Source organism: Actinomadura syzygii (genome assembly GCF_008085905.1).
Lineage (GTDB): Bacteria > Actinomycetota > Actinomycetes > Streptosporangiales > Streptosporangiaceae > Spirillospora > Spirillospora syzygii.
In genome coordinates, this window is record NZ_VSFF01000007.1 from 359,291 (window position 1) to 371,933 (window position 12,643).

At 71.4% G+C, this 12,643-nt stretch carries 9 protein-coding genes and 1 tRNA gene; 6 read left to right on the forward strand and 4 right to left on the reverse strand.

What is annotated here, in order from left to right; genetic code table 11:
• Window positions 1–46 precede the first annotated feature (46 nt).
• Window positions 47–1,678, forward strand: coding sequence for an L-glutamate gamma-semialdehyde dehydrogenase (gene pruA, locus FXF65_RS19570; protein WP_148351397.1), 1,632 nt, complete (start codon window positions 47–49; stop codon window positions 1,676–1,678).
• Here the strand turns inward: pruA and FXF65_RS43825 are convergent.
• On the reverse strand, window positions 1,660–1,824 hold the full coding sequence (locus FXF65_RS43825; RefSeq protein WP_187412396.1) for a hypothetical protein: 165 nt from the start codon (window positions 1,822–1,824) through the stop codon (window positions 1,660–1,662). The genes pruA and FXF65_RS43825 overlap by 19 nt on opposite strands.
• Before the next feature lie 88 nt (window positions 1,825–1,912).
• On the opposite strand from FXF65_RS43825, the gene FXF65_RS19575 reads away from it, so the two are divergent.
• Window positions 1,913–1,989 (forward strand) — tRNA-Met (locus FXF65_RS19575).
• Window positions 1,990–2,116: 127 nt separating this feature from the next.
• Here FXF65_RS19575 and FXF65_RS19580 read toward each other — a convergent pair.
• Both FXF65_RS19580 and FXF65_RS19585 read right to left on the reverse strand, forming a co-directional pair.
• A complete protein-coding gene (locus tag FXF65_RS19580) occupies window positions 2,117–4,396 on the reverse strand; it encodes a hypothetical protein (RefSeq protein WP_148351398.1) in 2,280 nt (759 codons plus the stop codon).
• Window positions 4,393–5,355: an AfsR/SARP family transcriptional regulator gene (locus FXF65_RS19585; protein WP_148351399.1), complete on the reverse strand. Its 963-nt coding sequence runs from the start codon at window positions 5,353–5,355 to the stop codon at window positions 4,393–4,395. Before FXF65_RS19585 ends, FXF65_RS19580 begins: the two co-directional genes overlap by 4 nt.
• A 108-nt stretch (window positions 5,356–5,463) precedes the next feature.
• Between FXF65_RS19585 and FXF65_RS19590 the strand changes: the two genes are divergently transcribed.
• Window positions 5,464–5,739, forward strand: coding sequence for a DUF397 domain-containing protein (locus tag FXF65_RS19590; RefSeq protein ID WP_148351400.1), 276 nt, complete (start codon window positions 5,464–5,466; stop codon window positions 5,737–5,739).
• Window positions 5,740–5,809: 70 nt separating this feature from the next.
• Here FXF65_RS19590 and FXF65_RS19595 read toward each other — a convergent pair whose 3' ends face one another.
• Complete coding sequence (locus FXF65_RS19595) at window positions 5,810–6,691, reverse strand: helix-turn-helix domain-containing protein (RefSeq protein ID WP_246198945.1); 882 nt, start codon at window positions 6,689–6,691, stop codon at window positions 5,810–5,812.
• A gap of 554 nt (window positions 6,692–7,245) precedes the next feature.
• On the opposite strand from FXF65_RS19595, the gene FXF65_RS19600 reads away from it, so the two are divergent.
• The 3 genes from FXF65_RS19600 to fxsT all read left to right on the forward strand — a co-directional run bounded on the left by FXF65_RS19600 (window position 7,246) and on the right by fxsT (window position 12,632).
• A complete protein-coding gene (locus FXF65_RS19600) occupies window positions 7,246–8,460 on the forward strand; it encodes a cation:proton antiporter (protein WP_148351401.1) in 1,215 nt (404 codons plus the stop codon).
• A 100-nt stretch (window positions 8,461–8,560) separates the two neighbouring features.
• Entirely contained in the window at window positions 8,561–8,731 is a 171-nt protein-coding gene (locus FXF65_RS43830; protein ID WP_187412397.1) for a hypothetical protein, read from the forward strand.
• Window positions 8,732–8,756: 25 nt separating this feature from the next.
• Window positions 8,757–12,632 (forward strand): FxSxx-COOH system tetratricopeptide repeat protein, encoded by a 3,876-nt coding sequence (gene fxsT, locus FXF65_RS19605; RefSeq protein ID WP_246198969.1) that lies wholly within the window; start codon window positions 8,757–8,759, stop codon window positions 12,630–12,632.
• Window positions 12,633–12,643: the final 11 nt, after the last annotated feature.

Consider the following 12,643-nt stretch of genomic DNA (forward strand, 5'->3'; position numbering starts at 1 on the left):
CCCCGCTCACCCGCTCAGTCCGCCGACTCCACAGGAGGTTCCTTCCATGGACGCCGTGACCACCGTTCCGACGCCGGCGAACGAGCCGGTGCGGGGCTACGCCCCGGGCAGCGCCGAGCGGGCCCGGCTGGAGGCGAGGCTCGCCGAGCTGACCGCCGAGGCCCCGATCGACCTGCCCATGACGATCGGCGGCGAGCGCCGGCTCGGGGCGGGCGCGAAGGTCGCGGTGGTGCAGCCGCACAAGCACGCGTCCGTCCTCGGGACGTTCGGCACGGCCACCGAGGACGACGCCCGCGACGCCGTCGCAGCCGCGCTGAAGGCCGCCCCCGGCTGGCGGGCGCTGTCCTTCGACGACCGGGCCGCGATCTTCCTGCGGGCCGCGGACCTGCTGGCCGGGCCGTGGCGCGAGACGGTGCTCGCCGCGACGATGCTCGGGCAGTCCAAGACCGTCCAGCAGGCGGAGATCGACAGCCCGTGCGAGCTGGTCGACTTCTGGCGGTTCAACGTGCACTTCGCGCGGCAGGTCCTCGCGGAGCAGCCGATCAACAGCCCCGGGGTGTGGAACCGGTTCGACCACCGGCCGCTGGAGGGGTTCGTCTACGCGATCACGCCGTTCAACTTCACCGCGATCGCCGGGAACCTGCCGACCGCGCCCGCGCTGATGGGCAACGTCGTGGTGTGGAAGCCGTCGCCGACGCAGACCTACTCGGCCGTCCTGCTCATGCGCCTGCTGGAGGAGGCGGGACTGCCGCCCGGCGTGATCAACCTCGTGACCGGGGACGGGATCGCCGTGTCGAGCGTGGCGCTGGAGCACCGCGACCTCGCCGGGATCCACTTCACCGGGTCCACCGCGACCTTCCGGCACCTGTGGCGGACGGTCGGCGACAACATCGAGAAGTTCCGCGGCTACCCGCGGCTCGTCGGGGAGACGGGCGGCAAGGACTTCGTCGTCGCGCACCCGTCCGCCGACCCGGCCGTGCTCAAGACGGCGCTCGTGCGCGGCGCGTTCGAGTACCAGGGGCAGAAGTGCTCGGCCGCGTCCCGCGCGTACGTTCCGCGGTCCATCTGGGACGGCGGCCTCAAGGACGCCCTGGCGGCCGAGGCCGACGGGCTCACCATGGGGGACGTCGCCGACCTGTCCAACTTCATGGGCGCGCTGATCGACGAGCGGGCCTTCGCCAAGAGCAAGGCCGCCATCGACCGCGCCCACGACGACCCGGACGTCGAGATCGTCGCGGGCGGGACCTACGACGACTCGGTCGGGTACTTCGTCCGGCCGACCGTCCTCGTGTCGGACGACCCGGACAACGAGATCTTCCGCACCGAGTACTTCGGGCCGATCCTCGGCGTCCACGTGTACGAGGACGACCGCTACGAGGAAATGCTCGCGCAGATGGAGTCGATCGCCGACTACGCGCTGACCGGCGCCGTCATCGCGAACGACCGGGAGGCCGCCGCGCACGCCGCCGAGGTGCTCCGCTACGCGGCCGGGAACTTCTACATCAACGACAAGCCCACCGGCGCCGTCGTCGGACAGCAGCCGTTCGGCGGGGCGCGGGCCTCCGGCACCAACGACAAGGCCGGATCGGTGTTCAACCTGCTCCGCTGGACGTCGCCGCGCTCCATCAAGGAGACGTTCGTCCCGCCGACCGACTACCGCTACCCGCACATGGGCTGAGCGGCCCGTGTCAGGCGGCCCCGATGCCCGTGGCTGGGAGGCTCTTCCAGCCACGGGTGAACGGCGACGAACTCGCGGTCGTCGCGGTCGGCGGCGGCGAACAGCATCATCACCACCGCCGGACAGGCCAACGACTCCGCCGTCACCTACCACGCTCCCCGCCGCCCTCCAGGCCCCCGCTCCGCCAAACCCGTTTGCCTAAGCACCCCGAGCCCCATAGAGTTAAGCCATCGCCGCGGGGTGGAGCAGTTCGGTAGCTCGCTGGGCTCATAACCCAGAGGTCGCAGGTTCAAATCCTGCCCCCGCTACCAAGTAGCACGGCACCAGGGCCCGGTTCTCAACCTAGAGAACACGGGCCCTTTGTCATTCGTCCCTCCATTCGTCCGCGGCACTGAGCGCTGGGGCTAACCTCTTGCCCGGCCAACCCCACTTTTCTTTTCAGGTAACGGCGGGAACCCCGCCCCCGCTGTCGTCGCCGGTGTCCCAGGGGAGTTCGCGGCGCGTGTCGATCTGGCGCTTGAAGTCGAACATCCGCCGGGTGCGGCGCTTGCGCTCCTGGCCCAGCCACTCTCGGCCCTCGGCGGCCACCGATTCCAGAACACGCAGCGCGCCCCGCACGCCCGAGTTGTCCAGCGCCAGTTCGAAGAGGCTGTCGACGTTCTCCCGCAACCGGTCGAGGAAGCCCTCGTCGAAATGCTCGACCACTATCTCGATCGGCGGGCCGCCCGTCAGGGAGAGCCGGAAGGCCTGGCTGGAGATCAGCGACTCGACGTTCTTCTTGTCCTTGTCCTTCTTCGCCTTGTCGGCCTCCTCCATGAGGATCACGCTGCGGCGGCCGGCGTCGAACCGCACCCCGACCTCCAGCACCCGTGCGGAAGCGATGGCGTCGTAGCGGAAGTTGTTGCGCTGCTGGTTGCTGACGGTGCCGGTGAGGAAGTCGAGGTCCACGCTGATCTGCCGGACCCCGGCCTCGGTCAGCAGGAAGACGATCACCCGGTAGCGGGAGTACCGGGGCGGGCCGAACACCACGCGCGCCTTCATGCAGGGCGCGAGGTACTCGGTGAGGATGGCATGGGCGACGATGTCGCGATTGGCCAGACCACAGGTGTTCATCGCCAGGTTCTTGATGTAGAACTTGTCATGGTCCAGCCAGCGGGCTATCTCCGCGTCGCTCGGCCGGTCGGCGAGTTCCGCCTGGCAGGCCTCGAACGCGGCCTTCTCCGCGGCCTCCTCGGCGGCGATCCACTCCGCCTCGGCGCGGTTGATCCGCTGCTTCACGACCTGGACGCGAAAGCCGCCGGCCCAGCCGATCGCGGCGCCGGCGCCGACGAGCAGGATGAGCAGCAGCCCGAACCCGAGGCTCGCGCGGAACAGGCCGATCACGCCGCAGAGCAGCCCGAACCCGAGCGCGAACCGTCCAAGAACGGCCATCCCGTCGGGCGACTGGGCGCGCAGGCCATCGCGGTGCTCGCGCAGCGTCCCCTTCTCCCAGCGTTCCTTGGCCCGCTCGGCGTGCCAGGTGATGAGCCAGTCGAGCTCGTTGATCATCAAGTCGGGTTCGGTGTAGCGGCGCCGGATGTCGTCGGCCAGCGCGTCGCGCAGACCTTTGGTGGCCTCCCACCAGTCCTTCCGTTTGTTGGCGCCGTCGGGGTTCTCCAGGACGAAGCAGATGTCGACGAACGGCGCGACGACGGAGCGGAACGCATCACGGCGCCGCAGGAAGCTCCGGTGCTCCCGGTCGGCCCGGTCGCTCTCGCCCCATTCGTGGTCGTCGTCTTCTTCGTCCTCCTGCGGCTTTGCGGGCGTGTATGCGGTGGGCGTCTCCGGGTACTTGCCGTGCCGGGAGTCGTCGGCGGCGATACGGCCCTGGATCACCAGCCATTCGATGCCCTTGGTGGCCAGCAGGTAGCCGCCGCCGCCCACTCCGGTCGCGAACAGCAGGGCGGTCAGCGGAGCCGCCGGAATGATCACGAAGAACGCGGTGAGCAGGGACATGCCCGCGATGACCGCGCCCAGGGCGGCCCCCACCCGCGCACCCGTGGTGATCGCGGACTCGGTCGGCTCACGCGGGATCGGCGGGTACGGGATCGGCGTGAAGAACTTCTTGGCGCGGTTCTCCCGATCACCCGCCATCCGGTATTCCCTGATCTTGGCCGCGTAGGTCGCCTCCAGCCGATCCTGGAGCGCGCCGGTCATGATGAACTCCAGGTGCCGGCGCAGTTCCTCTCGCCGGACTTCCGGAAGAGCGTCGTGTAACCGGAGGGAGAGCTCGTACTCCTGCTCGTTCATCATGCCGACGCGCTCCTGCTGGAGCAGGCAGTTGACGAAACGAGTGATCACGTTCAGTGCTTCGACCCACTCGTCCGGGTTGTTCGGGTCGACGAGCGCCGAGGCGTGGCGCAGCGACTCGAACTCCGGGTTGTCGAGGTGGTCGAAGGAGCGCCCGCTGAGAACCGCCAGCGCCCAGTAATAGGCGACCTTGTGAGACTGGTAGCCCCCTTCGACGGCCTCCTGGATCAGCTGCTCCGCGCGCCGGGGCATGGCGCCGTCGAGCAGGTTGAGCGCCTTGTCGAACCGTTCCTCGGGTGGCGCGGACTCGCCCACGTCGTAGATGTGGACGTTGCCGTACATGTAGGCGAACTGGCCGCCGATCTTCGCGTTGTCGTGAGCGTTGAACGTCGCGTTGTGCTCACCCTCGGAGTGCCGGGACGCGTTCACGCCTCCGGCTCCTCTTCGCCTTGGACCTTCACCGAGACATCCTTGGCGGGCATGTTGACCGTGAAGCTCCCGGAGGCCTGCGCGGTCTGCACGCCCACCGCGGTGTCGTCGTAGTTGTTGAACACGACCGTGCCGTCGCTGTTTCCGTCCGTGCCTTCTCTTTTCCTGCCTCGGTCGATCATCGCTCTCCCACGGGTAGAGGTGGAATCGGTTCGGATCCGCTCGGCGAGTTCCCGGAGGCGGCCGTCGAGCGGGCGTTGGAGATGGCGCCGGACCGAGTCCTCGGCGAGCCGGAGGATCTGGTCGGCCCGGCCGGGAAGTCCTGTGTTGTGCGCCGCGGTCACCCACAGGTGGACGAAGTCGGAGTCGTGGAGCGTGTCGGGTTCGTCGGCGAGTCGCTCGCACTCCCGGACGAGCCGGTCATAGCGCTCGTCGCGCAGGTCCTGCTCCAGGCAGTGGATGACCGCGTCGCGGTGCTCCAGACGGAGCGCCGTCCGGCGTGCGTCGGCCCAATGGCCCGGCAGCCCACCCAGCGGCCGTCCGCCGTAGAGGCCCGTGGCCTCCGGCCCCCACTCCTCCAGAGCCGCACGCATGAGTTCGGTCGATCGCGGCCCGGTGGCCCTTCGAGCCTCGGCCGACTTGGCCCGGAACCTCAGGACGTCCGCCTGGTCGCTCGCGATGCGGAGCCTGTAGGTGTCACTCGCACCGGGGATCGGGTCGCCAACGCCGCGGAAGGCCGGCTCCAGCCGCGCGCGGAGTTCGGAGACCACCCGTTTCACACCCCCCTCCGGGGAGTGGAGCTGCTCGTCCCAGAGCGCCGTCTCCAGGCTCGGGCGGTCGACGGGACTGCCGCCCGCCAGGACGAGGACGGAGAGAAGGTGCTGCTGTTGGCGGGCGAGGCTCGCGACCCAGTCGCCCTGTGAGGCCGTGACCCGGCCGAGAATCCCGAAGTTGATCACCGTACTCCTAACGCACCGAGGGCGAACCGGGGACGGACTTCACGCGCACCGGCCTGACCGAAGGTCGTCTCACCGCGCGATGGCGCGGAGGACGAGGGAAGGATCGGAATGTTCGAGAGCGACGACTGGCCGGAGACGAACTTCCGGTGCAACGGCGGAGGCGGCTGCGTGATCGTCGAGAAGATCGCCGGTGCCGTGGTCATCAGGGACAGCAAGAACCCGTACCAGCCGGGGCTGGTGTTCAGCCGGAAGGAGTACGCCCAGTTCCGGCGCCGCGTGCGGGGCGGGGCATCGGCGCGAGTCCTGCTCACCGCCGGGGCGGACATCACGGTCCGGCTCCTGGTGGAGCCGGTCGCGCGATTCGTCCGGTGGCTGACGAACTGATCGGGGCGCGCCTCCAGGGCCGGGCACCCGGCGGACGAGCGTCCGCCGGGTGCCCGGACCCGCTCCGGCCTCATCGGACGCTCTCCGGCGGCAGCGCTCTCAGCTCGGCGGCGAGGTCGCGGAGCAACCCGCTGGCGGAGCCGCCGAACGTGGCCGACCCCTGGAGGAGCGACCACTGCCTCTTGTAGAGCTCGACGTCGCCGGGATCGGCGACGGTCAGATTGGCGTGCACGGTCTCGACCATGACCAGTGTGTCGGCCTCGTCGTCCGCCGGTTCGAAGACGACGAAACCGTGCGGCACGTGGGTGACGGCGGGGGCGGACTGCGGGATGAGCCCGATCGACACGTTCTCCAGGGTGCTCAGCGACTCGATACGGTCGAGTTGGGCGAGCATGACGTCGACGGGCGCGATCCGAAAGCGCAGCGCCGCCTCGGCTACCACGAACTCGAACCGACGTGCCGGATCGAAGAGCGCGACCTGGCGGTCGAGTCGGCCCGCGACGGCGGCCGGCACGTCAACCGCGGGATAGGCCGGCTCGAACTGCGTGAACACGCGCCGCGCGTACTCGGCGATCTGCAGCAGCCCGGGGACGATCGACGGCTCGTAGACGAGTTTGACCCCGGTCGCGTTCTCGATCTCCTGGATATCGTGCTGGAGATGAACACGCTCCTGGAGTGCGCTTTTCCAGGGGTGGAACTCGGTGTAGGCGGCGTCGACGAGCGTCCTCAGCTTCTCGGCCGCGCTCGCGGAGAGGCCGGTGGCGTCCGCCCACGCGGCCACTTCGGCGTGGGTCGGGATCGTCGCGCAGGACTCGATCCGTGACACCTTCGACTGGCTGATGCCGACGCGTTCCGCGAGCCGACGTCCGGACAGGTCGGCTTGCTCGCGGAGCCTCCGCAACTCGCGCGCCAGCCGCCACCGGTTCGCGAGCAGCTTCTCTTCATCGGGCACGCGCCGTTCGCTCCCTCGGCGTGAATCATCGTGAATCAATCGGACGCGGCTCGGTTCTACGGCCAGCGTCGCTCCGCTTCTGGACCGGTTTACCTGCTCTACAAGCCCTGATGCAAGGGATGAATCAGATTCGGCATGATTCACGTCTGACCGGGAACGGCCGATGGCGATCGGCGATCCGGTCGGCCGGACGTGGGTGGCCGTACGCATCGGTCGCGTCGCTAAAGGTCGCGATGGCCTTGCCACCGGGTCGGTAGGCCTGGATAAAACCCCTTTTCGGGGCGTGCGTACGTCGTTTCGCGGGAGTCGGGTGGGCTCGTTTCGTTGCGTTTTCGCTGACGGTTCGTCGACGGACTTTGTCCATGGAAACGATGGAATCTCCGGCTTCACGGAGGTAGCCGGATTCGGTCAGGAGGTAAGTCGACTGGTATCGCGGTGGCCTTTCGGGGGGTGGAGATCGTTTCTTATGATGTCCGTGCTCGCAGGCATCGGCGGGTCCGGCCGCCGGTGGTCCGCCGAAGGGCTGGAGTCGGCCCCTGGAACGGAGTGTGCCGTTGGGCGCGCGCTTATCGTGGAGACGGCTGTCGCGGATCGTCCCGCTCATCGTGGTCGGGGCGGTGCTCGCCACGACGGCCGGGCTCGGCGCGGGCGCGCTCGTCCATCCGCATGACCTGGCGGGGTCGGCCCGGTACTCGCTGCTCGCCGGGTTCCTGCTCGCGGTCGGGCTGTACGGGAGCACCCACGCGATCGAGCTCGGGGCGCTCAGGCGGGACGTCCGGGGCGTTCTCGTGGCCGTCACGCTGGGCGTGGTCCTCAAGGCGACCCTGATCGCCGGGGTGATGCTCCTGGCGTTCCACGAGGCCCGCTACCTGGTGCTCGGCATCGCCGTCGCGCAGATCGACCCGCTGTCGGTGGCCGCGATGCGGGCGGGCAGCCGGATGTCGGAGCGGGCTAAGGCGCTCCTGTTCGCCTGGGCCTCGTTCGACGACCCCGTGACGGTGCTCCTCGCCCTCTACTTCTCGATCCTCGCCTTCCGGCTGTCGGGACGGGACGGCTCGCCGCGGGCCGGTCCGTCCGGCAGCGGGCTAAGCGCTTATCTGGTCGATCTGGGATGGAACGTCGTGCTGGTGGCGGGGGCGCTGCTGGTGTTCCTCGCGCTGCGGGCCCTGCGGAGGCGGGTGGGGTCGGACGGCGAAGGGGGCGGGCGCGGCGTCGACCTGCTCTCCCTGGTGGCGCTGGCGGCCATCTTCCTGGTCGCCGCCGACTCGATGCTGATGCTGGCCGTGGCCGTGACCGGCCTGTTCTTCCGCGTGGGCGCGTACGCCGGGTTGATCGACCGCGCCGTGTCGGTCGCGTTCCTCATCGCCTCCTTCGCCCTCGGGCTGCTGCTCGTGGACGGCGTCGACCCGCTCCCCGCGCTCGTGCTGGGCTGCGCGGCGTTCGGCGCGCAGGCGCTCATCTCGCTGCTCGTGGTGCCCGTGCTCAAGCACGGGCTGAGCCGCCGCGACCGCGTCCACCTGGCGCTCGGCCAGCAGAACGGGATCACCGCGATCATCCTGGCGCTGGCGCTGGAACCAGACTTCCGGGGCACGGTCGGGATCGTCGCGCCCGCGATCCTCGTCGTGAACGTCCTGCACTACGCCTCCAACGGGATTCTTAACCGGTTCGCCGACCGGCCGCCGGACCCCGGCGAAGAGGCCCTCATCAGTCCTTGGCCGGACGTGGAAAAAGCGGCAGACGACGCAGTCGCCATTGCGGATCGGGACTAGCCTGACCCTGCCCATGCGGGATGGCGGAAGTGGCCTTGACATGTGCGGCCGAATTCGGTCAACCCCAAAGAACTCCCGTGTCAGCCGAATAGAGTGATCGATGGACGAGGCGAGCGAGGATCTTCCCACCACCATCATCGACGTGACCGACTTCGATCTCGACCAAATGGACGCGCTGCCGAGCGAGGCACTCCGCAGAGCCGTCAGCCGCATCTATTGGGAGAACCTCGAAGAGTCGGCTTTGTACCTGACGTTCAAGGCGCGAATATGAGCCCGAAGGAGCCGCGTTGGTCCCCGTGCCCGACGTCCCGCCGCGCAGCGGCCCCCCGGACGTCATCGCCCTGACCTCCCCGGAGCGCGGCGCGGGCTGCACCACCGCCCTCGCGAACCTCGCCTGGATGCTCGCGCTCGCCGGCCGCGCCGTGCTCCTCGTCGACGGCGACCTGGCGTCGCCCGACCTGGAGGACCACGCGGAGACGTTCGCCGCCGGCGGCCCCGGCGAGGCAGGGCTGGTCGACCTCGCCCGCGGCTTCGACGCCGGCGCCCCGGACGGGCTCGATCTGCAGCCCGCCCTGCGGCGCCGGCGACCGCCCGGCCCGCCGATCGGCGGCCGGGTGGACTTCCTCCCCGCGCTCGGCCGCGGCGGCGCCCGCGGGCACTGGACCGGGCCGGACATCCCCGACCCGGTCGGATTCGCCGAGGCCCTCCGCACGAGCCTGCGCCGCACCGAGTACGACCACGTGCTCGTCGACGCGGTCGGCCTCCCGGCGGAGGCGCTGGCGAAGCTCGCCGACACCGTGGCCATCGGGGTCAGGGCCGACCGCGGCGGCATCGCGGCCGGTGAGCGGCTCGCCCGGGGGCTCAGCGCCGCCGACGTCCCCCGGATCGTCCCGCTGCTCATGCAGGTCGATGACCCGGCGTGGCAGGACGAGGCGCGGGTGCGTTTCGCGTGGCTGTTCCCCGGCACGACGCCGCCCGCCGCGCGCGACGGCTACTGGCGGCGGATGGCGATCCCCAAGGTCTCCGACGCCGGCTCCGAATCCGGCTCCGACGCAGACGCCGGGGCCGCCGGAAGGCTCGCCGTGTTCGGCGGCGACCCGGTCGCCGCCCGGCTCCTGCCCGCCTACCGGGACGCGCTCCGCGAGATCCTCGGCGACCCCGGGTTCGACCCGCCGCGGGCCACGGCCGAGACGGTGGAGGCGTACCGGTTGCGCGTCGGCGCGGACGGCGCCTCGCGGACGCGCCGGTACCGCGTGGTCTACGCGCCCGCCCAGCGCGCCTGGGCCGACTGGCTCGCCGTCCAGCTCCGCTCGACGCCCTTCCGCCCGGTCGGGGAGGGCCCGCCCCGCGATGACGACCTCGTCATCGTCATCGGGCCCGAAGGCGCCGCCACCTCGGCGGCGGCGGTGTCCGACGGCGGCTGGTATCTCAGGCTGTCGCCCGAGGACCCGGCCGACGACGTCCCGGACTCCGTGCGGATCGACCTGTTCGCCCTCGACGAGCGGGACTCCCGCCAGGAGCTGTTCCGGCGGCTGTTACCCGCGCGGAAGCCGCCCGAACACCGGGACGTGCTGGGCGAACCCCGCTTCCCCCGCCGCCCGCCGGCCGCCCGCCGCCTGCCCCCGCCCGCGGGGCCCTTCGTCGAACGGGGCGACGAGATCGAGCGGATGCGCGACGCGCTGCTCGGCTCCGACCGCGACGGCATCTACACGATCGACGGCCCGGCGGGCACCGGCAAGAGCAGGCTCGCCATGGAGTACGCGCACCGGTTCTCCGGCGACTACGACGTGATCTGGTGGATCACCGCGGCGTCGGCGCCGAGCGTGCGGGCCGGGCTCACCGCCATGCGCGACGCCGTCGACGCGCGCGGCGACGGCCGCAAGCCCGCGTCCGCCGCGGGCGACCCCGTCGCGCAGTTCGTCAAGGAGGAGGTCGACCGCGCGGGCACCTGGCTGCTGGTCTACGACAACGTCGAGCGCGCCGAGGAACTGGACGACCTCGTGCCCGAGACCACCCGCGGCCGCCACGTCGTCATCACCGGCGGGAACGTCGAGGCGCTCCGCAACGGCGTGCTGGTCCGCCGGGTCGAGAAGGCCACCCGCGCGGGGGCGTTCACCCGGGCCGAGAGCCGGGAGCTGCTCCACGGAACGGTCCCCGCCCTCTCCGAGGAGCACATCGACCGGCTCGCCGAGCACATGCGCGACCTCCCGCTCAACGTCGCGCTGGCCGCAGCGTGGGTGGAGCGCCACGCCGACCGGGCCCAGCGCGGCGCCACCCTTCCCGAGGCGCCGGGCCCCGTCCGGCCGGAGGCGGCCGCGTTCCGCGAGCTCCAGGCCGTCGAGGACGCGGCCGACACGTTCCTGAGCCTGTTCGCCGACCGCTTCGCCGCCGCGCCGACCGCGTCCGGGCCGCAGGACGCCGACCTGGTGACCGCCCGGATCGTCCTCGGGCTGACGCTGGAGTCCCTGCGCCAGGCCGACTCCGGCGACGCCGCCGTGCGGCTGATGCGGATGGCGGCCTTCCTGTCGCCCGACGGCGTGGGCCGCAGGCTGCTGTTCTCGCCCGCCATGCTCGCCGCGCTGGAGAAGCGCTGGCCCGACCTCGCCGAGGACTCCGTGCGGCTGGAGGCGCTGCTCATCCGGCTGGCCCGGTACGGCCTCGCCGAGGTGGACTACGAGCTCGGCGGGGAGCTGCGCGTCCACCGGATGGTCCAGAAGATCATCCGGGAGTCGCTGGCGGAGGACGAGCATGCCGAGGTGGTCGCCGAGGTGCACGGCGTCCTCGCCGCGTTCGCGCCCGCCGACGCCGAGGTCGACCAGCCCTACCACGCCGCGACGTTCGCCGAGCTGCGCCGGCACCTGGTCGTCAGCGAGGCGTTCGCGAGCCGGGAGCGGCCCGTCCGCCGCTGGCTGGCCTGCCACCTGCGCCACCTGTACGTGGCCGGGGACAGACACGACCGCTCGCTCGGCCTCGCCGCCGCCGAGCGGCTCGCGGCCGACTGGCGCGGCCACTGGGGGCCCGACGACCCGCTGCTGCTGCGCGTCGAGGTGCAGCGCGCCAACCTGCTGCGGGCGCTCGGCCACTTCGACGCGGCGGCCGTCCTGTCCGCGGACGCGCTCAACCGGCAGATGCGCCTCGGCCGCACCGACATCCGGACGCTGATGAGCGCGCGGGGGTACGCGGCCGACCTGCGCCTGTCCGGCGACTTCGCCGAGGCGCTCAACCGCGACCGCGCGACGCTGCTCGGGCTGCGCCGCGAGCTGGGCGACGACCACGAGCTGACCAGGACCGCCGCGAAGAACCTCACGCTGTCGCTGACGCTGGAGGGGCTCGACTCGTCCGTCCGGGAGGCGCTGGAGCTCGAACGGCGCAACCGGGAGCGGCAGCACCGGGTCGACCCCGGCGACCGGCTGGAGGTCGCCGTCTCCACGTACCGGATCGGCGCGCTGCTGCGCCACCTCGGCCAGTACGAGGAGTCGGCGCGGGAGCTGACCGTCGCGGTCGCCGACCTCCGCGAGCTGTACCGGGAGGACGCCGCGAACCCCCACCTGCTGTGCGCCCAGCGGCACCAGCGCATCACCCGCCGGCACCGGCCGGGCGACCCCGACGCGCGGCACACCGACCTGCGGGAGCTGCGCCGGCTGCTGGGCCTCCACCTGGACGTCCACCCCGGCGAGAACTACGAGACGCTGGCCTGCCGGCTGGCCCTCGCCGCGGCCGAGCACGCCTGCGGCGCGCACGACGCCGCGCGCGGCGGGGCGGGCCACGCGGTGCTCGGCTACCTCGGCCTGTACGACGAGGGGCACCCGTTCGTCCAGCTCGCCCGCTGCAACCTGTCGGTCTACGCGCTGGCCTGCGGCGACGCCGAGTTCGCCGGGGAGCAGAGCGAGACCGCGCTGGACGCGCTGCGCGAGAAGCTCGACGACGACCACCCGTACGTGGTGGGGGCGCTGGTCGACCGGGCCAACGCGCTGATGGCCCTCGGCCGCCCCGAAGAGGCCCTGGCCCTCGACGAGCAGGCCGAGGAGCGGCTCGCGTCCTGCTATCCCGACGACGACCACCCGTGGGCCCTCGCGGTGCGCGGGAACCTCGCCCACACCCGGGCGCGGCTGCGGGACGAGGCGCCCGGCACCGAGCGCCGCGCGTTCGAATGGGACGCCCCGCAGATCTGAGACCGGCCCGG

Bases quoted from the DNA above. Each gene is read 5' to 3' on its own strand.
- pruA (WP_148351397.1), top strand. From the start codon at position 47: ATGGACGCCGTGACCACCGTTCCGACGCCGGCGAACGAGCCGGTGCGG.
- FXF65_RS19590 (WP_148351400.1), top strand. From the start codon at position 5,464: ATGTTCGAGAGCGACGACTGGCCGGAGACGAACTTCCGGTGCAACGGC.
- FXF65_RS43830 (WP_187412397.1), top strand. From the start codon at position 8,561: ATGGACGAGGCGAGCGAGGATCTTCCCACCACCATCATCGACGTGACC.